The organism is Bacillus cereus group sp. MYBK108-1, assembly GCF_051917185.1.
GTDB lineage: Bacteria > Bacillota > Bacilli > Bacillales > Bacillaceae_G > Bacillus_A > Bacillus_A cereus.
In genome coordinates, this window is record NZ_JBQAHZ010000001.1 from 17,190 (window position 1) to 42,187 (window position 24,998).

Below are 24,998 nucleotides of genomic sequence, written 5' to 3' on the forward strand. Positions count from 1 at the left end.
CGATTATGCTTTTTTCGTATCTACTACTTTAATATCTTCAGCATAAATCTTTTCTGCATAGTCTTTAATGTTTTTCCAGCTATCTTTCGCAATGTTTAAATCTTCTTTAATGAAAACTAGGTCGTTTGGACTAATAGAATCTACATTTTGAAGTAAAGAATTGTATTTTGATCCCATTGTGTACCATTGGTTTGAAATATTTTGTAACGCTGTAATTGCAGTATCAATTGTATTTGTTAAATACTCTGTTTGTGTTTTAATGTTCGTTAATCCTGCTACTTCTAATTGCGCAGTTGTAACTTGTCCTGTTATCTTTTGAATTTCTGCTTGTGCATTATCAAGCTCTTTCTTCGCTAATACGATTCCAGCTGTACCACCGCCTACAGCTGCTGCACCACCTGCAATTAATGCTACTCCTAGCGGTGTTCCTGCGCCCGTAGCAATAACTACTGCACCACCGATAATTGCAATTGGTCCTAGAGCTGTCGCAACAGATGAACCGATAATAATTGCATTATATTTACTAATTGCTTCATTGTACGTTGTAATTTGATTTTGCAGAAGCGGAATCCCTGCATCTTGACTAGCTAATATAGATGTAATTTGATTTGCATCACCCTTGAAGTTTTGCGTATCCGAAGTCATTTTATTTCGGAATTTCTTCAAGTCTTCTACTAACTGATCCACTTGTGCTTTATTTTCATTAATACTACTTGATAATCTAGTTAAGCCTTTCGTAAGAGTCGCTTTATCCTTTACATCAACTGCAGCAACTAAAGTATCATAATAGTTTTGGAATTTCGTATTGTAGTTAATGATGTTTTGATTCGTTGAAATAAGCTGTGGCTTTAATACATCTAACCATTGCTTCGCATTTCCTCTAGCTGTATCTTGATGCTGAATCACCTTTCCTTTTAAAGCTGCATCAACAGTCGATACATTTCCAAAGTTAACATTACCTTGTTTAATAATTGTTAAAGCATACAGATCCATTACTAAAGCATTTGAACCTGTTCTTTCCATTGCATCTTTCAAGCCTTCTGGTCCTAATGAATATTCTTCATAGTCATTATAAGCTTTTGCTACCGCATGAACTGGAGCTTGTTTCACTGTACTTTCAGCTGCATACGTATGAGCCGGCATAATATTTCCTGCTGCAAATACTGCCATCAGTGCTGATAGAGCCATTACTTTATAAGGTTTTTTTGTCATTTTTCTTCTCTCCCTATATCGCTAATTATTTTTCTGTTTAATGTACTTCAACGTTTGTAACGTAATCTTCAAATTGATTTGTTTGCTTATTCATTTCATCACTTACTTTTTTAATTTGATTGAAATGTTTTTGAAGTAAACTACTGCCTGTATACGTGCCTTCTTCAACATTTGTTTGAATTTGGATCATATTATTATTTAAAACTTTCCAATCCGTTAATAACGTTTCTAAAGTTGTAATTTGACGATCAATTAATTCTGTAAAGCTATTTACTTGATCTTCAACGAATGTAATTTGAGTCGCCTCTGCTTCAGTTTGTGATAACTTTTGAATAAGTGGTAATAACTCTTTTTGCTTTTGTTGAATGCGAAGAGCTGCTTCTCTCGTTTGACTATCTGCAGCATTTACAATTTCATTACTTAAAGTACCGATAGAAACAAAATCAATTGTTTTCGTTTGTGCAGTTTGATTTGTGATTGTAAATACTTGTTTACCGATATTAATAGAACCTTTAATGATTTCTTGAGGTCTATTCAAAATAGTAGTTAGTTCAGCTTGAATTTCTCCTTGAATTCTTTTAATATCTTCTCTTAATTTCACAATATCTCCACTTGATCCTTGCAGTGTTTTTATTGCTTCATCGGCTTTAATTGATAAGTTGTTACTATCTTTATCTAATACCGTTTTAAATCGATTTAACTCTAATAAATCTTGCTCCATACTCTCTTGGATGCTTTGTACTTGCAATTGTAATTTTCCATATGCACTCATAAAATCTGCTTTTGCTTGCTGATCTTCATTTACGTTTCCTGCTAGTTCATAGAGCTTACTATAATAGCTATTAAATCTAGTGCTGTATCTCATCATCTCTTGATTTAAGTCAATTAGCTTCGGATTATATTCATCAATCCACTCTCGTACATTCGCCTTTGCAAACTTTTGATGATTCGTTAAGCTACTCATCGCATTTACCTTAATGTCTGGCTGTTGCAAAATAATTAATCCGTATGCTTGAATAAGCGGTGATTGTGATCCTAACATTCTAATTGAATTGGATAATGTATTTGGAGCAATTACATTTTGCGCATATACTGTTTTCACTTCCGTTTGCCCCTCCTTAGCGTAAGCGCTTACAGGAATGAAGCAACTCGTAGATACTGCTGTAACCAATAACCCTGTAATTAAAGTCTTTTTCACTTTAACTCCTCCTATGTATTAGCAACTATTACTATCGCATTTTATTATTCTATTTTCTTGCCCATAATTTGAGATGATTAAAATAGAGAACGTTCTCACCGTGATCCATGTATGAACCACCTCTCTCGTATTGCTACAGTACTTACTTATCGTCACAAAACATTTTATTATTTTTCATATGTGTTTAGTATGAATAATATTGTATAAATTTTCTATTTCATCGAAATCCCCACATTCACACAGTGAATATATTACATAAAAATATTATTCATTTTAAACTAAACAACATACGTAAATATGAAATTTCGTTTTGTTTTCATATAAGTTTTGTACTGTAAGGTCATTTAAACACAGCTGTTTATATAACGTAAAGAAGTATTTTCATTCCCTTTATTTTCAAGCTTTCATGTCCTTATTTCAAAATATAATCCGATTCACTTTATCGATTGAAATATCTACATATCACAACAGAAAACACTACTTGCAAACAACCGATAAAATTATATTGATATAATTTTTTAACCCCGTATGCAATTATGCATAGCATATACACAAAAAGGATAGCTTCATTTTCATGAAACTATCCTTAAAAAATCTTCTTATTTTTTCAAATGATATGGAACTGTCGTAATAACAACATTTCTTTTATAAAGTAAATACGCACGTATGAGTAAACTGGATTGATTATGAAGAATGTTATGCCAACCTTTTTTCGGAATGAACTGTGGTATAACGACCGTAACGCGGTAATTCGATTCACTTGCCTTATATTGCACTGTATCAATGAACTTCGTTAGCGGCTGAATAATACTTCTATAATGAGAATGTAATGTAACAAGCCTTACTTCAGGTTGCCACTTCTTCCATTTCTCTTCAAATTTCTTTTCTTCTTCTCTGTCAAAAGCAACATATACAGCGATAACTTGATCTGCCGAAAGAGACTTCGCATAGTTCAATGAATTTTCTACTACATGCGTCATACCTGCTACAGGAACGACAATTACATTCCCCTCAATTGGAATAAGAGGCTCGCAAGTTTTTAAACTTAATTGATCACCCACTGCATCATAATGCTTCTTAATTCGATGGAATAAGAAGATAATAACTGGTAAGAAAATAAGAATCGACCAAACTTGTGCAAATTTAGTTAAAAAGAACATGCTCATTACGATAAAACTAATAACTGCACCAATTAAATTAACCGTTAATCTTAAAGCCCATCCTTCAGGCTTTTCGCGAAGCCATTTTAATACCATTCCTGTTTGAGAAAGTGTAAATGGAATAAATACACCTACTGCATATAGTGGAATTAAATGTTCTGTTTGTCCTTGGAAAGCTACAATTAAAATAATCGAAGCAACTCCAAGTATAATAATACCGTTTGAGTAACCTAGACGGTCTCCTCTAATCGTAAACATTCTCGGTATGAATTTATCTTTTGCAAGGTTAACCGCTAATAAAGGAAATGCAGAATAACCTGTATTAGCAGCAAGAATTAATATTAAAGCTGTTGTACCTTGTATGAAATAGTACATGAAATTACGTCCAAATGTTTGTTCAGCAATTTGAGAAACAACTGTTACTTCTTTACTCGGAGTCACTCCGTAATAATAGGCTAAAAACACAATTCCTGAAAATAACACAGCAAGTAATGCACCCATTGCAAGCAATGTTTTTGCAGCATTGTTTGGCGCAGGATCTTTAAAGTTCGGAATTGCGTTTGAAATTGCTTCAACACCTGTTAAAGCAGAACTACCTGATGCAAATGCTCTTAGTAATAAAAATAAACTAATCCCTGCAACTGGTGTACCAATCGGCGCATGTAAAGTGGGTGAAACATGACCAGTTAAAATATTATATATGCCTACACCAATTAATATAAATAATGCTAAAACGAATAAATAAACAGGATATGCTAAAACGGAAGCTGATTCCGTTACTCCTCTTAAATTTAAGATCGTAATTAATATAACAAATATAACCGCAATAATTACGTTGTGTGCATGTAAGCTAGGAAATGCAGACGTAATTGCATCTGTACCAGCGGACACACTTACCGCAACAGTTAAAATATAGTCAACTAATAAAGATCCTCCAGCAATTAAGCCTGGATTCATCCCTAAATTTTCTTTTGATACAACATACGCTCCCCCGCCATGCGGATAAGCAAAAATAATTTGACGATAAGATAAAATAAGGGCTGTCAATAATACTAATACCCCAACAGCGATCGGAATGGAATACCAATAAGCGATCGCTCCAACACCTGCTAAAGCAATTAAAATTTGTTCTGGACCGTAAGCAACTGATGACAATGCGTCAGAAGATAAAATAGCTAAAGCTTTCGTTTTATTAAGCTTCTGTTCTCCAAGCTCCGTTGATTTTAACGGTCTTCCAATTAAAAATCTTTTAATAGATGAAACCAATGCTGTCCACTCTCCAATAATTTTGTACGAACTTTACTGCTTGTTACAGCCAGTAAACGATTTCCTCAGAAAACAAAAAATGTCTACAAGCCATAGCGAAATAGACTTGTAGACATTATTTTTTTTGTCGCACAAGCTCCACCTTCCTTCTCAATATAACGCTTACGAGGTTAGCTGTCGGATTCGGGCCTATGAGTAGCCCTACCTTTTTCAAGGATTCACCCCATCGGATTATGTACTAATCCGTAAAAACGGGTCCCCCGTACCATGCGGTTTCAGCGATTTAGAAAATTGAAACTGTGGATTATAATACTCCTTTATTTTCAAAAAGTAAACAAAAATTTTTAATAAGAAAAAAATTAAAATGATTGTGCATAATCCACTGAGAAATATACATAATGAATACTAAAAAATCCGCAAAGGAGACCCATATGTCTAAAGAAAAGAAGCCTATTTTTTCCGATTCATATTTAGATGCAGTAGCAAATGAAATTAATCAGTTATATGGTAAACGTGAACAGGAAATAAATTTGACAGATAGAACGAAAAGAAATAAATAATTTGTCATACAAAAAATAAAAAAGATAGCAATACACTTATATATTGCTATCTTTTTTATTTTTTCATACATCTAATTCTATTACAGATTTGTTAAAGGTCATCTCTTCATACACCTTTAAATTTTGATATATAGTGCCTAATAATGGTGCCGCTATAGAAAATTGCTCTGCTACATCCAGTAAATATCCTTGCAAGTGCTTCCCTTCAATAAACGAACCCTTCTCCATATCACGTTGCATCGATGACTTCATATCATACGAAATTTTATCAATCGTTTTCATATGTTCCTCGGCAATATTTTCCTTTACGGGAGCTCCTAATACTCTCATGATTTGTACAGATTCCTCAAATACATTACGGATAAAATCACGGCCGCCTTCACTTTCACGGATTGGTCCAATTGGTGCACGCATTAACGTTGTCACACCTGACATTACAGTAATAAATAAATATTTATGCCACATATCTTGCGTAATATTTTCACTTAAAACAAAACTAGATTTCGTACCTGCAAATGCTTTAGAAATATGCTTTACTCTCTCTGAATTTTGAGACTTAATTTCTCCAAATACAAGTCTGTTAGCAGCGCTAGTTTGTACAATTTCTCCTTGATCGTTTAACGTCGTCTCGATAAAGCATAAACCGCCAATTACTTTTTCTTCGCCGAATTCTTTTTGTAATAGCGATAAATGAGCGATACCATTTAACAATGGAATGATTACAGTATTTTCGCCAACAAACGGCTTCAAATCTTGAATTGCCTCGTTTAAGTGATACGCTTTTGTTGAAAATAAAATGACATCAAATGGAGAAGTTCTCTCTTCTTTCGTTATTAATTTCGGTTGAAAGGAAAAATCCCCGTTAACACTTCGGATTACAAGTCCTCTTTCCTCTAATTGTTTTTTCCGTTTACTACGAACAAGAAATGTAACATCTTCTCCCTTTTCGACTAATCTGCCACCAAAAAATCCTCCGACTCCACCAGCGCCTAATACTAAAATCCGCATACAGCATCCCCCTTTTCAAAATAAAATTTTATAACTTTTAGTATACATAACATTATACATGTCCTCTGCTAAATAAGCTGAATTTTCACTCTCAATTGAGTATAAAAGAGTGGTTATTTTCAAATAAATTTGGGCATGTTGTTTCTATAGCATATATGGAAAGGACACAATGTAGATGGAGGCAATACAATCAATTGAGGAAAAAGGTGTAGCAACAGCTATATTTCAATTTATATTCCCGTTTTCGTTTAAAGCTGGATATGAACAAGAGATGTTCCCTTTCTTACAAAAAAACGATTTTCGTCCTTTTCGGCTCGATCATCTCGATGATGAAAATACATATTATGGGGAGTTTAAAGTTTCACATCAAAATATGGAAGCATACTATCTTTCATTTACAAATAAAATTCTCTTTCCTCACTCAGAGCATCAAAAGGGCTTGCAACGTTATTCAAAGGACCTTAACTTAACTGGACATTTAACAACAAACCTTATTTCAATCCCATTCAAGATACACTCTATTGATGTAACACTTTGTCCTTATGAACTTGGCTTCTTAACAATTCGAACAGAAGTAAACACTGCTCCAAACATGACTTTATCTGAAGCAATCGAATTCGCTGCTCGCTTCCGTGTACTTGAAACTAAAAATGATACAAATGAGACTATTTGTATTGAATATAACGGAAAAAAGTATTCCCAAGTTGAAAAATTCATTTTTGGTTATTTATTTCATGGCGTAACTGATTTCTTTGAAAAGAAGAGATTAAGAAGTTCATACTTTCAAACCTTCCCTTTCTTCGAAGACCAAAGAATGTACGTCCAAACTTTATTGTCACTAAAAGAAGGTATGGAACTTAATGAAGTGGATGTTTATCGTACTTCTAGTCTTTCCGGATTAACAAGTGATGGTAAGCTATATGTGAGCGCAAATAACCTTCCTTACATTCATGACTATTTAAAAAAACACGCTTACCAGAGATGGGCTCCAAATCGTTATTTCATAATGGAAGAACATATTTTTACATGTGTAACAAATGAAGGAGAACGCGAAATCGCTAAACTTGCTAGTCAAATGTACGGGGAATTTTATTACGCTTTATTATTAAACCTATTCCATAAAATTGTTTTATTAAAAATGGCGAACGCCTATGCTGAGCTAAACATTGAACAAGATACTAATGAAATAGAGAAATTAATTTATTCGATCAATTCGTTCACTGCTAATTATTTTTCTTTAGAATTAGTATCCCAATCACAAAGTGAAGATATTTTCTTTCGTTTAAGAAAACTTTTTAATATTGAGGTTCTATACTCGAACGCGAAACAAAATCTTGATAGTTTGTTTAAATATCAAGAAAATGTCGCCTCTAAAAAAGATAGCCTTTTATTATTAATTTTAACGCTCTACTCTGTAGTGGGCCAAATGTTAGGGTTTACTATGATTGACCTTTTAAGAAACACCGATTCAAACAAAATATCGTCACCTCTTGAATTTTTCGCTCTATTAATTGCGATTAGTGGCATTGTCATTTCACTTATTTTAGGAGCCCAAAGTTTATACCAATGGGGTCTACAACATAAACGAAGAAAAGCTTGGGTAAAACAAACTGTACTTTCTGCCGTTAAAGAGAAAGAAGATAAAAATTAAAAAAGGTTATTTTCAAATTCTTGGCGCGCTGCAGTAAGTGAAATTTTTATGAGCGATTTTCCGATTATATCGGCGCAACTCGAAATATATCAGCGATTTTTTTAATATATCGACTTACCGACAAATGACAGGACCGGATAATAAAAAAAGGGTGCTCCAAAATAAAACTTGGAGTACCCCTTTTATTATACGAATTCAGTTTACTTCCCTGCTTCGATTTGCTCTAATGCAGCAGCTACTTGCTCTTCCGTTAATTCATGTTGTATTACGTAGCGGTTACGTGGACTTACACGACATTCATGAGAACATGCACGTAAATATTTCGCTTCGTTTTCTTCAGAACATAAAATTTTCTTATTACATTCTGGATTTGAACAGTTTACATAGCGCTCACAAGGTTCACCTGTAAAGTGGTCTTTACCAACGATAACATGTTCTTTTTGGTTTACTGGTACAGCGATACGCTCATCGAACACGTAACATTGTCCATCCCAAAGCTCACCTTGTACTTCTGGGTCTTTTCCGTACGTTACAATTCCGCCGTGAAGCTGACTTACATCTTCGTAGCCTTCGCGAACTAACCAACCAGAAAACTTCTCACAACGAATTCCGCCTGTACAATAAGTTAAAATCTTTTTACCTTCAAGTACTTCTTTGTTTTCACGAATCCAATCTGGTAATTCACGGAATGATTCGATATCAGGTTTAATCGCACCTTTGAAGTGACCTAAATCAAATTCATAATCATTTCGTGCATCAATGATAACTGTATCTTCTTGTTTCATTGCTTCATAAAAATCTTTTGGCTCTAAATACTTCCCAGTTATTTCGTGTGGGTTAATGTCATCTTCTAGACGAAGTGTAACTAACTCTGGACGAGGACGCACGTGCATTTTCTTGAATGCATGACCATCAGCTTCATCTATTTTAAATACGATACCGTCAAAACGTGGATCATTGTTCATTGCTTCCATGTATTTCTCTGTTTGTTCTACAGTTCCAGAACAAGTTCCGTTAATACCTTCTTTCGCTACAAGAATTCTTCCTTTTAATTCAAGTGAATTACAAAATGCTAAATGCTCTGCCGCGAATTCTTCTGGGTTTTCAATTGTTGTGTACATGTAATATAGTAATACTCTGTATGGTTTTGTAGTTGTCAATGTATTTCTACCACCTATCTAATTTTTAAAATCATGTATAAGTTAACGTTCATATCAAAACATATATAATAAGAAAATGAATCCCATTTTCTTTTCTTTATACTATTTTCTATCAGTTAACAAAAATAAAAAACAAGATTACACATCAAAACACTATGGTTATGTTGTAATCCCAATATATTATATATCATACAAATGCAATTCCATCAATTAATATGCTGTATTATCAGCTTTATGTTCACATAAATTTCAAAAACAGCCCTTTAATTCACTATGTTTCCCCACGTCATCACACCATAAACTCCCAATTCATTTTACATTATCACACCATCCATTGCATAAAGGCATATAATTTGCATTAAGGAAACTTTCGTGTTCAAATGAAATTATCACATAACATATTTAAATGTATTGAAATAATGAGTAAGAATAAATACAATAATTTCATCAAGTTAACATTTTAAAGGGGAAAACTACTATGAATAAAGATATAACAAAAGATGAACATCTCCCTTCTGAAAGTACAACCGTACAATCAGCTCACTTAGCTTTAAGTGGAGAAACAAAAGGCTGGAAAAGACTGTTACCATTTTTAGGACCCGCTTTTATCGCGTCCGTTGCTTATATTGATCCTGGCAACTTTGCTACAAATATCGCAGCTGGTTCACAATATGGATATTTACTATTATGGGTTATACTCGCTTCTAACTTAATGGCTGTATTAATCCAAACTTTATCAGCTAAATTAGGAATTGCTACAGGAAACAATTTACCCGAAATAGCTCGTGAAAACTTTCCAAAGCCTGTGTCTATCGGTTTATGGATACAAGGTGAACTAGTTATTATGGCTACAGATTTAGCGGAATTTATTGGAGCTGCATTAGGACTTTACTTACTATTTGGAATCCCGATGCTACCTGCCGCTTTAATTACAGCAGCCGGATCATTTATTATTCTTGAGTTTCAACGTAGAGGATTTCGTCCACTAGAAGCTATTATTACAGGAATGATTTTCATTGTAGTAATTGCTTTTGGGATTCAAGTTTTTTATGCAAAACCAGAATTAAGTCCCCTTCTTTCAGGACTATTTATTCCAAAATTCCAAGGTGTAGACAGTATATTACTTGCAGCAGGGATTTTAGGTGCGACAGTTATGCCGCATGCAATCTATTTGCATTCCGCCTTAACGCAGCGCCGCGTAGTCGGAACAAATGATGAACAAAAGAAAAAGATTTTCCGCTTCGAGTTTATTGATATTATTATTGCAATGGTTATTGCTGGAGCAATTAATGCAAGTATGTTAATTGTTGCTGCTGCACTATTCTTTAAAAACGGCTTGCACGTTGAAGATTTAGATGTTGCTTACACTCAATTTACCAACTTAGTAGGTCCTATATCAGCTGCTTTGTTTGGAATTGGGCTCTTATCAGCAGGACTATCTAGCTCTTCTGTCGGTACAATGTCGGGTGATATTATTATGCAAGGTTTCATTCGCATGCATATTCCGTTATACTTACGCCGATTTATTACAATGATTCCACCATTAGTTATTATCGCTTTAGGTGTAAATCCAACTTACGCTCTAGTCATGAGCCAAGTCGTCTTATCATTCGGTATTGCATTTGCACTAGTGCCACTTATTATGTTTACAAGTAACAAAAAGATTATGGGTGCACTCGTTAACCACCGTATAACAACATTTATCGCTTGGATAATTGCAGCACTCGTTATCGTTTTAAATATCTTCTTACTGTATCAAACATTTGTAGGGTAATGAAAAAAGGGTATTCCAATTTTAATTTGGAGTACCCTTTTTGGATGAAATGATTTTCTTCTAGTTACCACTTGTGTATGTCCCTCTTTCCGGCATCATGACACCATTTTCAGTTCGAAAGTAAAGTGGCAATCCTTCCGCAAAAAACATACTTACCTTAGACGGATCTTGCCTTTGATGATGAATATGTAAATGCGGCTCACTTGAACTTCCTGAGTTACCGACTTGAGCAAGAAATTCTCCTTCATTTACATGTTGTCCTTCTCTCACATTAATTGATCCTTTCTTTAAATGGGCAAGAATTAAAAATGTGCCCGTTTCATCTAGTCGTAAATAAATATGATTCCCAGCCATTGACTGAAAATTATCCGATCCCGGAACTAAATCTTGTTCATTATTATTAATTGATACAACCGTCCCAGAAGCTGGTGCCATTACTTTCGCTCCATATATTCCGTAATCCTCTAACTTACTACTTTTCACTTCAGCAGGTGGAATGAGAATATCATATGCCCACCTTTCATTTGGTTTTATAACGTGATAGTTCATTTCTAACCGATCACCACCCCAACCTATTAATGCTCGCTCATTCAAAGGAAAACGAACTACTGCTTTAGGACTCATCGATTGTATATCTGCTGGATAAGCAATTCTACCTATATTAGCAAACCAACCGACAGGCCAAGCTCCAATGATAGAAAACAGAATGATTAAAAATAGCGTTCTATCTATCCGCTTTCTAAAAATGCCTTTCCAAAAAAATATTATTACTGATCCTACCAAGAGGAAAACTGAAATAAAACTAAAAGCCTGTATACTCCACCAAACAAAAACTGATGTAACACCATTAGCTACATAAACTAAGATCCAACTTATAATTAAAAAAGAAACTATAATTACTAATAAAAATGCCTTCCACATGTCGCGTCCCTACTCTCATATCCTTTTTCTCAATGATACAAAGTAAAAATTACGACATATAAAAGAAATACTTACGACTTTCTTACTTTTTTATACTGCGGTAATTTCACAGTAAAAACTGTTTCTTTATCGTTACTACGTACAGTGATATCCCCTTGATGGAGATCGGCTATACTTTTTGAAATTGCAAGTCCTATTCCTTTCCCGCCCGTATGAGAACTACGTGATTTTTCACTACGATAAAATTTCTCAAAAACGTAAGGAAGGTCCTCTTTCGGAATGCATTGTCCAAAATTTTTAATTTCTACTTCAACATTCATTGTTTTATTGGAAATTTCAATTGCAATTTCCTTTCCATCTTTTCCATACATAATACTATTACCTATTACATTTTCAAATAGTCTCACTATAAGTGCTACATCAACTTCTACATGCAGCACTTCATCACTTTTAATATAAAAGCTCATATTAGCATCATCTAATTGTGGTACAAAGTCAATCATGATTTGTTCAATTAATGCTTTCATATCTACTTCATCTTTATGTAATTCAATCTCTCTATAATTTATTTGACAGTATTCTAATAAATCATCTATTTGATGTTTTAATTCATAACTTTTTCGCTTTAATATACTTACATACTGTTCACATTCCTCTCCATTCGAATGAAGTTTATTTCCTAACAGGTCCGCATAACCGATTAAAGATGTTACTGGCGTTCGTAAATCATGAGAAATATTACTAATCATTTCATTTTTCATTTCCTGTGATTTTTTTTCATTCTCGATAGACTCTTTTAAGCTTTTCGCCATTCTATTAACATTTGCCGCTAGTTCACCAATCTCGTCATTTTTCAAAATAGGTATATGTATTTCAAAATTACCGTCACTTATTTCCTTCAGGTTCTTGTTAATTTGAGACAACCTTTTCATCAGTGTTTTTGTCATACATGCAAAGTATGTTGTAGTAAAAATCAAAAAAACTATAAAATATAAAAATGAATATTTTTCCTCTAAAACATTAACCTGACTATATATATTTCCAACTAAAATTTGAAACACTATTATACTTACAGTCGCTAACAAGATGCTACATATGAATGCGATAAAAAACTTAGCTCTAATGCCTTGTAATGATTTAATCTTCAATTTTATATCCGACTCCCCAAACATTTTGAATAAACTTCGGTTCTTTTGGATTCTCTTCAATTTTATTTCTCAATCTTGCAATATGAACCATTACTGTATTATTACTTTCATAGGCTCTTTCGTTCCAAACGCTCTCATATATTTCTTCAATTGTGAACACACGATTCCTTGCAGCTGCCATTAAGTGTAAAATATCATATTCAGTTTTCGTAAGATTGATTCTTTCTCCATATAACATTACTGTTCTCGACACTTCATCTATTTCTAAACCTCTAATATTTATTTTCTTTTCCATTACTTGGGGAGCATTTTGATTGAAATATGTATACCTTCTTAATTGAGCTTTCACTCTTGCGATAAATTCAATTGTACTGAACGGCTTCACAATATAATCATCTGCCCCAGTACTAAATCCAATTACCTTATCTACATCCGATGATTTCGCGCTTAAAAACATAATTGGTAAACTATGTTTCTCTCTAATCCTTCTACAAAGTTCTATACCATCCATTTGAGGCATCATAATATCCAAAATAGCAAGTTGAATACTGTTATTATTTATTATTTCTAAAGCCTCTTCTCCGTTATGAGCACTAAAAACTTTAAAACCTTCTTGTTTTAAATTCACATTAATAAATTGAATAATATCTTTATCGTCATCTACAATTAATATCGAATTTTTTTCCATTTCCAAACCTCTTTTTTGAAATATATTCCACATCTAAGTTTATCATAAATCAAATCTACCCTTACACCTTGAATAATCTTTATTTTCAGATTAAATTATATAATAACAAATACATTCTATTTTCATGTGAAAAGGAGCGAAAATATGTTTCCTTTATTAAAAACTGAAAGACTTATTTTAAGAGAACTTACCGAAGAAGATGCACCGCGTATACTACAATGCTTTTCTAATACTAATGTACTGCGCTATTATGGCCAAAAACCGTTACAAGATGTTGATCAAGTGAAACAAATCATTCATAACTTTAAGTTGAGTTACAATGCAAGAAATGGTATAAAATGGGGAATCGAATTAAAAGACAAGAAAGAACTCATCGGTACCATTGGTTTTCACGATTGGTCTTCTGAGCATAAACGAGCCAATATAAGTTATGCCTTTTTGCCTGAACACTGGGGAAAAGGCTATGCGACTGAAGCTGTTTCTGAGGTTATATCATACGGTTTCCATACGATTCATTTAAAGCGGATCGGGGCAATTGTATTTCTTGAAAATGAAGCTTCCAATAAAGTACTATTAAAATTAGGCTTTGAAAAAGAAGGTGTTCTAAAAAATTATATGTATCAAGATGATATCCCATATGATACGAATTTTTACGCTTTATTAAAATCAGTTTAATAGAATTTATGTGTAAAAAACCTTACTTTTAAAAAGTAAGGTTTTTTGTATTTATTCATTAGCAATATAAGCATTCTTATAAGTATAAATACCACCAAATTGATGTTTTTCAATCCCTTTTACATAATCCTTTTGTACATACGCTGAGCCAATATGATAAAGCGGTGCCACAGCTGCATCTTCTAATAATACCTGCTCAGCTTCTCGCAACGCTTCCCATCGTTTTTCCGTATCTAGTACAAAATCCGTTTTCGCTTTCTTTATTAATTTATCGTAACGAACATTAGAATAATTCATTTTATTATTCGGATTCCCTGTCGTAAATAACTCTAAATAACTAATTGGGTCTTTATAGTCAGGTCCCCAATTTGCCATAGTTATATCGTAATCACCTATTTGTTCTAACTGTAATTTTTGCTTAAATGGCTGTTGTTTAATTTGTATCGTTAACCCTTGCAAATTCTTCTCTAAATCACCTTTTATATATTCTGCCATACGTATTGCGTTATCTTGTTCGAACGTTAAGAACTCTAGGTTTACTTGTTCTACCCCAAGCTCTTTTTTCGCTTCTTCCCAAAGTTTTTTCGCATTTTGCAAATCATATGAGGAAATATCTCCATTTTCTTTTCTAAAATCTTTACCAGTCACTTCATTTACATGACCAACTGGTACAAGTCCACTTGCAGGTTTTGCTCCGTTATTAATAAAGTGAGCAACGAAATCATCTTTATTTAACGCTAATGAAATAGATTGACGCACCTTTTTATTTGCTAACGCGTTATTTTTTTCATTAAAACGAAGCATAGCAATTCCAGGATCACTCGACATATGTAATTCCTTATTCCCTTTATACTTGTCTACAACTTGCGAATTAATAGGTACTCGATCCAAATCTCCGGCTTCATATAAATTTACAGCTGTCATTGTATCCTTTAGGATATGAAAGTTTATTTCATCTAATTTCACTTTCTTTCGATCCCAATATGTAGTATTTTTCTTTAATTGAAACTCTTGTTCATGCTTCCATTTTTCTAATACAAATGGACCGTTATATATGAGATTACTAGGTTCCAATGCATAATTGTTTCCTTGTTCTTTCAAAAATGATTCATGCTGTGGTAAGTATATAGGTAGTGCTAACAACTGTAAAAAATACGGAACTGGCTGTTCGAGTTCAACTTCTAACGTATAATTATTTATCGCTTTAACCCCAAGTGCATCAAGAGGCATTGTTCCCTTATTGATCTCTTTCGCATTTTTTACATAAAAGAGCATGGACGCATATTGAGAGGCTGTTTCAGGGTTAATTGCACGTTTCCAAGCAAATATAAAATCATTTGCTGTTACACTATCCCCATTTGACCATTTTGCATCTTTACGCAAATCAAATGTATATTTCTTACCATCTTCACTTCTTTTAAACGATCTTGCTACTGCTGGAATAGGCTGATCTTGATCATTTAATACATATAACCCCTCAAATATATTCTGCATAACGTGGGCTGATGTACCATCCATTGTTTTCGCAGTGTCCAGAGAAGGAATTTCTTCTGATACTGTTACATTTAACACTTGTTTTTTAACCTCTGTATCACTTTTATTCGCTTTATTATTACAAGCTGTTAATAATAAAGATGTAACAAGTGCCATTACCATTAAATGGCTCTTTTTTCGCTTCATGAGTTGTTCTCCTTAAATATAAAATATTATAAAGCGTAATATATTATAGCAGAAATACTAACAGAAAGATGCGACATTCTTTTGAATATTTATTCGTTCAAGAAAAAAGCTATCCTTTTAAAAGGATATGGATTACCTTGGAATCTTTTCGATTTTCAACGAAAAAAACATATAAACTAATAGGAGCTTAACTTTTCCACAATAAAATTGAAACGAATTGTCGCTTCAATAAATATTTTTCATTTTATGAAACAAATTGTAATATCATGGAAACATATAAGGACTGTACTATAAGTTTCTTTTTTTTTGTATTGTGAACATAAAAAGGTAGCTGAGATTATATTGGATTTAGTATGAAATCTAGGGGGGGAATTCTATACAAGTACAAGAGATAACCCTAGAGGAAAATAAAAAATACATGTTAATAGGTGGGAAAGTGCGATCTATTATTCCAGTTGTAAAATATCTCAAATATTTAGATAACACCTGTAAAAGTAGTAATACTCAAAAGACATACTATTATGCCTTGAAGCAGTACTTTATATATTTAAGATAGACTGAAAAAGATTACAAAGAAATAAAATTAGAAGATTGGACAGATTTTATTGGATGATTATGTCATCCATACAATCGTTTACATATAGCTTGCTTTTTACCCTTAAAATCTAAAAAGGCGGAACAAATAGTTAGAGTCTTAAATCTTTTGCACCAGAACCATAAAAAGGATTGAAACAATTCGGAACATAAATAAACAAAGACGAAGTCCTAAATCAGACTCCGTCTTTTCGATGTACAAAGAACTACAGTAATTAGTGCCATTGCTTTAAGTCCATTTCTAATCTGTAGACCTCTCTATATTCTTTCCAGCTTTGCACCAGAACCGAGACTTAGAACACTCAGGACTTGTTCACGTAAAACATCGTCTGCCAGAGCCGGGGTATTGCCCGTCCATGCGATATATCCATCTGGGCGAATCAAAAGACATCCATGCTCGTCGCTTCCCCAAAGGCGTGCCAAGTCACCGTAAGGGTCCTGCACGCTCAATCCTGGACCAATCTGCACAATCTCGATTTCAATACCCGTATCGGTTACTAGCTTGCTTGCTGCGTTAATCCAACCCTCACCTTGAAGCCAACAAAACAGGGTAAACTGACCTCCACCTACTAAATCCAAAGTTGAGACTTTGAGACCATCGCGAACCAACCATCCATGAGGCAATTTGTGACCAGGAATACACGAAGGGAAATAGTATAAATCTTTTTCACAATCAAAATTAATTTTCTGGATTCCTTTACCACTAATCGCCGTCGAATGATAGTGAATGTTCGTTTCCACGCCCAAGGCTGCAAATTCATAGGCTTTAAGACTTATAGCTTCCCTAAGTTTTACTCGCGTGACAGCATCCGAATTACTCGTCCCTTTCAGCGATTTGATACCGGTCAGCATATCTTCAGCACTGTATTGTCCATCAAGGTTAAGTGCTTCAAATATTGGTTTAAATTCCCGAACACTTTTATTAGCACGTTTTACTATCCTTTCACCAACAGGAGCACGTTCAACACTGTAAGTATCGAGTAAAGCTGATCCTGCCTTTCCTTTTAGCACAAACGCAATCTTCCAGCACAAATTATATGCATCTTGAATGGATGTATTTGAACCAAGTCCATTGGATGGGGGATGACGATGCACCGCATCCCCCATGCAAAACACCCTACCTTGGGAATATTGCGTTGCGTACATCTCATTAACCGTCCAGATAGATTTGTTTTTTATCTTAATTTCTATTTCAGAATCACCAATCAGTTGACGGCAAATGGAAATGGCCTCTTCCGTTGTTAGTTCTGGTGCGGGTTGGTTAATGTCATAGCCCCACACAATTTGCCATTCATTCCAAGGTCTTACCATGCGTAACAAGCCTAAACCGATCCCCCCAATATTTGCACCAGGTTGTATAATCCACCACAGATACCCAGGACGATGGGCAATGTGCTTCGTCAAATCGGCATCAAAGATGATGCTAATACTACCTCTTTTCCCCATCTCACCAGCCATCGGCAAACCTAAATCCGTGGCAACTTTACTACCTGCTCCATCAGCGCCTATTAAATATTTGCATCGAATTTGATATATCTCTCCAGTAAGGCGGTCTAACACATCAACCGTAACACCTTTCTCATCTTGTATATGAGAAAGATATTCCGTATCAAAGCGGACGTGTGAACCACGTGATGCAGCGTTTGAAAGTAGAATCGGTTCAAAGAGATGCTGAGGCAGATCATATTGTTCACACGGACTAGCTTCCAAATAATCCGTAGTCCGCTGTGGACTGTTCATTCCAAAAGGAAATCGACCGATCTCATCTCCTGTGAGAGATGTACAAAACACCACATCCCCCATAATTTCTTTTGGAGATGCCTTCGCAATTACTTCATCGGAAATGCCAAGGTCTCTGACAACTTCCATTGTTCGCTGACTCACATAGTGGGCACGTGGTGAGTTTGCCAACCACCTGTGTTTAGTGATGATAGTATTCTCGATGCCGTAAGAACTTAACATCAATCCAGCAGAGGAGCCTGCAGGCCCGCTTCCAATAATCACAACATCAGTTTCCAGCATAATACATCCTCGCTTTCTTTTATTTTATGAAACTTTTTAATTTTGATAGAGGCATATTGGATTAGTTTTCTTATGTACTGGCAAAAGGGAAATTCCAAGCTTCAAAAGAAGCTAACCACTCTAGATCAGAGGAGGCGTATCCAACTATTTTCGCTTGAATTTCTTTGTAATTTTGCAGTTCACTCGTGCCAAGTGACCATTCCTCCTACAGAAACCTAGCAACAAAGTAGTAGAAATTACGATGATACTTCAAATAATAAGCGATGAAGTAACAAGCATCGATCCACCATTTTTCATGTTATTCAATAGATACTGATTCTTCCAAGTTTACTCGGATTAATAAAAGTAAGAAATGCCGCCTGCTTTAAGTAATACGGTATAAAATTTAAACATCTGGCATTTCGAACAATAGACCTTAATCCATATGCACCAATTACCAAATCAGCATAACCCTCGCTACTATTATCGAAATACAAACGAACCCCTTTACCATAATTAAGAAATTTCTTAAGACGCTTTCCAAATTTGAGTGTACCAAGATTAAGGGTATTGACCACCAAGATACAAAAATCTCCATGCTGTATCATAAAGTAGAATGAGCAGTACTGCTCAATTATTTCATCATCCAAGGTCAACTCGGCAAATATCTCTCCTGTATATGTATTTTGGCTCGTGAATGTCTTGCGTTTACCATGAGCTTTGACCACGTTAGGAATGAGATGAAATCCAGTACGAATTTAAAAAACTCAAATCCCTAACATACACTATAATCAAAATTCTCAACCTCAAAACATTATAGGGATTGCAACTCCTCCAAGGCCATCGTCAACAACCGAAATGAGTTTAATTTTGGCCTCCTCCACTGGTATTAATTCTTGTCAGACATCAGTTCTAGCAACCTTTCTCGATTATCTATCATATTGGGGATGGAATCCATTTCCTCAACCTTCTCTACGAATTGCCAGAAACTATCGCTTTGATTTTTACCATATGTAGAAGCCATACTCACAAGCCTAATTTTTGACATAAAGTCTGGTATTTGATCCGGATTCTCGGGATCGCGAATGGTTCCTGCATTCAAAAAGTACGGAAGGAATGAAACATCCGGTGTATCAGGTGTCCACACTAAATAGAGTTCTTGAGGCTTATCTGTCACATTTGCAAATCCGTGGACGATATTTCGTTCAACATAAAATAACTCCTTAGGTCGCATTTGTACTATTTGTAATGTATCTTTCGGAGCACCTTTACCTGGAGCTTTCTCAAGGTCTGGATACCTGTTCTTACCTACAAAAATCGAAAAGCCTCCATTCGGTGCATAGAACCATTCATCTATCCAGTGATGAACGTGAGGTGGCGGTCCAACATGTGGTGGTACAACCAACTTGGCAAATAAGTATTTGCCCCCCGTTGTTTTTCCAGTTTGAATAAAATCAAAGGTTTCTCCTGCTGGCCCGAGGATAAGAGGCTCGTTCGCATCTTTCAATAACTCTGGAAAATCGAAAGGCTTATAATCTCCCACGTGCTCATTTTGGACTTCACTCTGTTCATCTGTATGCATTTTTTGGACCATATGTTTCACTCCTAGTCATTTTAGATTTTGCTCTCCAAATCTGAAATGGGTTAAATTTGAAAAACAACATTATTTTAACATAAATTAAAGATTTAGGAAGTGTTTTTTCAGAAAAATCAGTTTGATAAAAAATTCAATTTCATATACATATTTTAAAGTTATAATTTTAGATTGATTATACGAACGAAAGTTTAATATAATTAAAAATTTTCATACATACATCATAAAGGTTTTGTTGCAAAGTTTTCTAAATAAGACTACACCCTAGAATAAAGATAAAGAGAATCAAAAATACGATTTTTTAAAGGTAAACAATTCTTGGCTATTACTGTTGTTTTTCTCGAATCCATCTTGATGAACCTGAGGTCCTACAAGAACGAGGCGTTCCTGTTTCCTCTATAATATTCATTGCTTTTAATCCTCAAATACGGAAGTCTGATTTATCAAATATAATTATGAAGCGGTTTTTTAAAAAAAAGCAAAGAACTGTCTCAAAAGCCCATTTACTAACTTCTGAGACAACTCTATCATTCTTTCATTTTAAACCCCCTTTCTTTTTGCTTCTTTTCTTCCTTTATGAGCTAGGTAAAAATATTTACTCGCTTGTGAAGGGTGACCATTCTCATAAAGTTTAACTGCCAATATATCTGAATACTCTAGGATATATTGCCATAAGCCTTCTTCTTCAAAAAAGATAAAGCTTTCTACGATAACCTTTTCTAATTCTTCAACTGGTACTTCTTCAATTATTGCTTTTAAAATAGTAAAGTGATGTTCATATTCTTCTTGATCTAATTCCTTAGAAACCTCCATCCCCTTCTCAATCATTCTTAATGCGACTTTAGTTTCACCTAATTTAAAATTTTCCCTAGCCTCTAAAAAAATAGATCTAAAATGATTTGGTATTTTATTTGTTACTTCCGATAAATAACAAATCGCTAGCTTGGAAAGGTTTTGTTCCGAATACATGTATCCTAAATTGTGTGTTGTTTTTAAAATAAAGTTCTCATCATTTTTATTATTTCTTTTTTCAAGAATATCCATAGAAGTGGTTAAATAAATTTCTGCATGTTCAAACCTTTTTAATTGTATATACGCATGTCCTAATACGTTATAACATCTTGCAATTTTAAATTCATGTCCTAAATATTTAGAGAATATTCCTTTTGCTTTAGATACATGCTCAATAACCATGAGTGGTTGATGGAGATAAGAGTAAAATATAGCATAATTAAGATAAAATTCTGCTTCTTCTACTTCATCAGGAATATACTTTAAATCAGTTTCTGCTTTTTCATATAATTCTTTTGCCTTTTTATAATTTCCAAGTGTAGTTTCATGAGATGCTCTAAAAAAGTAATAATAATACTCCATCAGACTGTCTTTCGGAATATCCAAGGATTGAATCTTATCTGTATCTACAGAAATTTCCTTATCTAATTCTGTATATCTATATGTTAAAAGTGAGTAGTACAGCATTAAATCTTGATTTTCTTTTATATTTTCAATTTCAGCTTCAAGTTCTTTTTTTAGTTCTTTTGCGCTTTCAACATTTTGCATGCGAATTTCAAGATACCATTTATCAAGAAGTGCTTTTACATCCTCTTTTGTAATCACTTGTACATTCATAGACTCTTTCCCCTTTATCTGTAAATTACTTACATAATACCAAAAATAAACAGATAAATACATTTAATATTCTAAATGTTTGATCATGGAGATATTTCTCAATAAAATAACCTTACTAGTTAAGTTAATTATGTGAACAGCCCTAGAAACGAACCTTATATCTAAATTTACCGAAAATTCATAATAACAATAGCCAAATAATAGCATTTTACTACTAGATTATTTTTCCGAAAATTCAAATTTAAATTGAGAAAGATTAAACACGCTTACATATCTATGGTTAGAGTTATAAAATTTTATGTATGAAATTTAAGATTTTAATTCATACATATCAGGGGGAAGAAAAAAATGAAGAGAACTAAGAAACTATTAGTAATAGGAATTTCAGCAGCTAGTATTTTAGCTTTTCAAGATTTTAGTGGTTACCAAATAGGACAACCGCACAAAGTTATGGCCGCAGAAACATATCTAAAAGTATCGAATCAAACCGAACTTTTAGAAGCTTTGAAAAAAAACAACAGTGCTATCGAGATTATGCAAACATTTACTGTTGATCAACCAATTAAAATTCCAGTTAATGTAACAATTAAAGGGAATACAAAAGATACCAAGCTAATATTCCAGTCAAACATTGACGGTATTGAAGTTACGAATAATAATTCTATTTCTAATTTACGTATAGAAGTATCACCTAAAAATAGAGCTATTTATAACTCTTATACCCAAAATTCGATAGGGAATCTAAAAGTTGAAAATGTAGAAACAATTGGTAGTGTCGAAATTCTAGCGAAATCAAAAGTTCAAAATGGAAATATAGCTATTAAAAATTTACATATTATTGAGGCCGATGTGTTAGATAAATTAGAAAGACCAACAGGTTTCGGTGTATCAGTTATCCAAGGTGCATTAACTATTTGGAACCAACAACCATCAAAAGACTCAAATCTTTCGGTTCATTTAGACGAGATAAACATTGGTGAAAAAGGAAAACCAGTTTTGGGAAGTGGTATTTTTTTAAGTGGATATGGACATAATGCTCTACCAAATAATAATGGAATATTAACCGCCGATGTTGTTAATACTGGTGAAATTCACTCTACAGGGAATATTAAGTTTGGGACACCTGATGTTATTTCTGGTGGTGTATTTGTAGTCCATGGCGCAAAGGTAAATAATTTAACTAATAAAGAAAAAGTCACAACGTATGGCGCAAATGATATGGTACTAGATAATTGGGGTGAAGTATCACAATGGATTGCACAAGACTCTATTATATCTTATGGACCAAGTGGAGTTGGATTTGTTAATTTTGGTAAAATAGATAAACTTAATGTACTGGGCACAATAGAAACATTTGGTTTAGGCGCTCGTGGTTTTAATGCATACACTGGTGTAATTGGTACTGCGAATTTCCAAAAAATTATCACACATGGTGATGGTGCTACTGGTATACAAACAAGTACTCAGGTTGAAAATATAACAGTAAACGATGGGATTTTCACATATGGAAATATAGGAGATTCTTTAGTACAAGGTGTTATTAAGAAAATTGCAGCTCATGGACTAAGTCTATTAAAAGGTACGAATGCAAACAAAATTGAGATTAATGGTGGGATTCATGTTGAAGGAAAGGATGTAAATACCTTGAATGTTGAAAACGGTGTTTATATGAAATCATTGATTGTAAATGAACAAAGTAAAAATTAACTGGATTCTTGTCGACTGCTATAACACGAGGCTTTTTTGCTTTCTAATCTCTTATTTTTCTTAGGTAACAATCGATTGTACTTCCTTTCGAATCAACGGCACGATACACGTATATCCATTGCTCTTTTTATTAATTCCATAAGACATTTAACTATGAATAAATTTTGTTTTTCGTATTAACTTTAATAACTTTTTACTAATAGCCATAGTAAGCATCACCATAAAGCTAAAAAAACACCCCAAATCAAAACAAAAAAATATGCATTTTTTTGTTTTGATTTGGGGTGTTATAAAATTTTTAAGTTGATAGGCATGTAGTCATAAGGAGGACGCCTATTTGAGGAGAAACCATTTTAGTGAAAAGCTCACGTTGAGTATTTTTACATATCTCTCAATTGTATTATGTAAGACCGCCATTTGAAAATATTACCTGTCCATTAATCCACCGTCCTGAAGTTACTAAAAATATTACAATATCGGCAATGTCTCCTGGTGTACCTAGACGTTCAAGGGGTGCTGCTTTAGAAAGATTATCGATTGTTTTCTCATCTTTTCCGTCCAAAAATAATGGTGTTGTAGTTGGGCCTGGGGCCACCGTATTAACTGTGATACCTTTACCACGCAATTCGCGAGCCAATATCATTGTCATTGATTCAACCGCTGCTTTACTTGCAACGTAAGCACCATATGTTAGGAATTTTGTACGAGTAACAGAAGTAGAAAAATTGATAATGGCACCACCCTTGCGGACACGTCGCGCGGCTTGTTGGGAGATTACAAAAGCTCCGCGAATATTTGTACGGTACATTTTATCTAGATCAGCTAAGTTCATATCTGCGATAGAGCTGAGTATCATGATACCTGCTGTATTGATTACAGCGTCAACTCCCCCCCATCTTTCTTCAACTATATCAAAAACTTCTTGCATAACTTTTTCATCTGCAACATCTCCACCTATACTAATTGCTTTTCCTCCTTGCTTTACAATATCATTCACTACAGTATCCGCTTTAAACTTATTGCCAGAATAATGCACAGCAACAGCAAATCCATTATCGGCTAATTTTTTTACTATGGCTTGTCCAATACCTCCAGAACCTCCTATAACAAGTGCAATACGTAAATCTTGTGTTTCATTAAATATTTTTTTCATGATAACTCTCCTTTGTTATTACAGTATAAGTAACACAGACTGGTTTACCTTCTCCTATAAAACAAACTTCAGCATTACCACTAGATATTTTAATGATTTCTGTATTCTAATATAACAAAACACCCCCCTTTTATGCTTCGCTGAGTATCTATTCTTTAAATAAAAGTAAATTCCCTCCCTAAACTAACCTCTTGTTAGAATAAATATCAAATTAACATT

Annotated in this window: 18 protein-coding genes, 1 pseudogene and 1 riboswitch; of the genes and pseudogenes, 5 read left to right on the top strand and 14 right to left on the bottom strand. The window is 33.9% G+C overall.

Annotated elements, in window-relative coordinates; all coding sequences use genetic code 11:
- Positions 1–3 precede the first annotated feature (3 nt).
- The 3 genes from nheB to ACTFSL_RS00090 form a co-directional block, all read right to left on the bottom strand.
- Positions 4–1,212 (bottom strand): non-hemolytic enterotoxin NHE subunit B, encoded by a 1,209-nt coding sequence (gene nheB, locus ACTFSL_RS00080; RefSeq protein WP_088338950.1) that lies wholly within the window; start codon positions 1,210–1,212, stop codon positions 4–6.
- Positions 1,213–1,249: 37 nt separating this feature from the next.
- Positions 1,250–2,410 carry a non-hemolytic enterotoxin NHE subunit A gene (gene nheA / locus ACTFSL_RS00085; protein WP_088338949.1) on the bottom strand — a complete coding sequence of 387 codons (1,161 nt, stop codon included), beginning with the start codon at positions 2,408–2,410 and terminating at the stop codon, positions 1,250–1,252.
- Between the two features lie 599 nt (positions 2,411–3,009).
- Entirely contained in the window at positions 3,010–4,836 is a 1,827-nt protein-coding gene (locus ACTFSL_RS00090; RefSeq protein WP_000254887.1) for an APC family permease, read from the bottom strand.
- Between the two features lie 144 nt (positions 4,837–4,980).
- A riboswitch (cyclic di-AMP (ydaO/yuaA leader) is annotated at positions 4,981–5,127 on the bottom strand.
- Positions 5,128–5,267: 140 nt separating this feature from the next.
- On the opposite strand from ACTFSL_RS00090, the gene ACTFSL_RS00095 reads away from it, so the two are divergent.
- Positions 5,268–5,396, top strand: coding sequence for a hypothetical protein (locus tag ACTFSL_RS00095; RefSeq protein ID WP_000031873.1), 129 nt, complete (start codon positions 5,268–5,270; stop codon positions 5,394–5,396).
- A gap of 63 nt (positions 5,397–5,459) precedes the next feature.
- Here ACTFSL_RS00095 and panE read toward each other — a convergent pair whose 3' ends face one another.
- Positions 5,460–6,404 (bottom strand): 2-dehydropantoate 2-reductase, encoded by a 945-nt coding sequence (gene panE / locus ACTFSL_RS00100; RefSeq protein WP_088338673.1) that lies wholly within the window; start codon positions 6,402–6,404, stop codon positions 5,460–5,462.
- Positions 6,405–6,579: 175 nt separating this feature from the next.
- On the opposite strand from panE, the gene ACTFSL_RS00105 reads away from it, so the two are divergent.
- On the top strand, positions 6,580–8,055 hold the full coding sequence (locus ACTFSL_RS00105) for a hypothetical protein (protein ID WP_088338672.1): 1,476 nt from the start codon (positions 6,580–6,582) through the stop codon (positions 8,053–8,055).
- A 200-nt stretch (positions 8,056–8,255) separates the two neighbouring features.
- On the opposite strand, the gene trhO is transcribed toward ACTFSL_RS00105, so the two are convergent.
- Positions 8,256–9,215 (bottom strand): oxygen-dependent tRNA uridine(34) hydroxylase TrhO, encoded by a 960-nt coding sequence (gene trhO, locus ACTFSL_RS00110; RefSeq protein WP_088338671.1) that lies wholly within the window; start codon positions 9,213–9,215, stop codon positions 8,256–8,258.
- A 478-nt stretch (positions 9,216–9,693) separates the two neighbouring features.
- Between trhO and ACTFSL_RS00115 the strand changes: the two genes are divergently transcribed.
- Complete coding sequence (locus ACTFSL_RS00115; protein WP_048656561.1) at positions 9,694–10,989, top strand: Nramp family divalent metal transporter; 1,296 nt, start codon at positions 9,694–9,696, stop codon at positions 10,987–10,989.
- Between the two features lie 60 nt (positions 10,990–11,049).
- On the opposite strand, the gene ACTFSL_RS00120 is transcribed toward ACTFSL_RS00115, so the two are convergent.
- From ACTFSL_RS00120 to ACTFSL_RS00130, 3 genes are all read right to left on the bottom strand, one after another.
- The gene (locus tag ACTFSL_RS00120; protein WP_000265298.1) at positions 11,050–11,910 is read right to left on the bottom strand and encodes a M23 family metallopeptidase; all 861 of its coding nucleotides are present in this window, start codon (positions 11,908–11,910) and stop codon (positions 11,050–11,052) included.
- Positions 11,911–11,981: 71 nt separating this feature from the next.
- Entirely contained in the window at positions 11,982–13,082 is a 1,101-nt protein-coding gene (locus ACTFSL_RS00125; RefSeq protein WP_162837403.1) for a HAMP domain-containing sensor histidine kinase, read from the bottom strand.
- Positions 13,048–13,746 (bottom strand): response regulator transcription factor, encoded by a 699-nt coding sequence (locus ACTFSL_RS00130; protein WP_000414517.1) that lies wholly within the window; start codon positions 13,744–13,746, stop codon positions 13,048–13,050. The genes ACTFSL_RS00125 and ACTFSL_RS00130 overlap by 35 nt, the downstream gene beginning before the upstream one ends.
- A gap of 144 nt (positions 13,747–13,890) precedes the next feature.
- On the opposite strand from ACTFSL_RS00130, the gene ACTFSL_RS00135 reads away from it, so the two are divergent.
- A complete protein-coding gene (locus ACTFSL_RS00135) occupies positions 13,891–14,421 on the top strand; it encodes a GNAT family N-acetyltransferase (protein WP_000484220.1) in 531 nt (176 codons plus the stop codon).
- Between the two features lie 51 nt (positions 14,422–14,472).
- On the opposite strand, the gene ACTFSL_RS00140 is transcribed toward ACTFSL_RS00135, so the two are convergent.
- The 4 genes from ACTFSL_RS00140 to ACTFSL_RS00155 form a co-directional block, all read right to left on the bottom strand.
- Entirely contained in the window at positions 14,473–16,101 is a 1,629-nt protein-coding gene (locus ACTFSL_RS00140; protein WP_119683188.1) for a peptide ABC transporter substrate-binding protein, read from the bottom strand.
- A gap of 852 nt (positions 16,102–16,953) precedes the next feature.
- Positions 16,954–18,717 (bottom strand): FAD-dependent oxidoreductase, encoded by a 1,764-nt coding sequence (locus tag ACTFSL_RS00145; protein ID WP_088338669.1) that lies wholly within the window; start codon positions 18,715–18,717, stop codon positions 16,954–16,956.
- A gap of 868 nt (positions 18,718–19,585) precedes the next feature.
- A complete protein-coding gene (locus ACTFSL_RS00150; protein WP_000250257.1) occupies positions 19,586–20,290 on the bottom strand; it encodes a cupin domain-containing protein in 705 nt (234 codons plus the stop codon).
- Between the two features lie 540 nt (positions 20,291–20,830).
- Positions 20,831–21,919 (bottom strand): tetratricopeptide repeat protein, encoded by a 1,089-nt coding sequence (locus ACTFSL_RS00155; RefSeq protein WP_088339144.1) that lies wholly within the window; start codon positions 21,917–21,919, stop codon positions 20,831–20,833.
- Positions 21,920–22,267: 348 nt separating this feature from the next.
- On the opposite strand from ACTFSL_RS00155, the gene ACTFSL_RS00160 reads away from it, so the two are divergent.
- A complete protein-coding gene (locus ACTFSL_RS00160) occupies positions 22,268–23,626 on the top strand; it encodes a hypothetical protein (RefSeq protein ID WP_000831506.1) in 1,359 nt (452 codons plus the stop codon).
- A gap of 46 nt (positions 23,627–23,672) precedes the next feature.
- Here ACTFSL_RS00160 and ACTFSL_RS00165 read toward each other — a convergent pair.
- Positions 23,673–23,753: pseudogene (locus tag ACTFSL_RS00165) on the bottom strand (DDE-type integrase/transposase/recombinase); the annotation flags it as partial.
- Positions 23,754–24,026: 273 nt separating this feature from the next.
- Positions 24,027–24,779, bottom strand: coding sequence for an SDR family oxidoreductase (locus ACTFSL_RS00170; protein ID WP_000719190.1), 753 nt, complete (start codon positions 24,777–24,779; stop codon positions 24,027–24,029).
- Positions 24,780–24,998 lie beyond the last annotated feature (219 nt).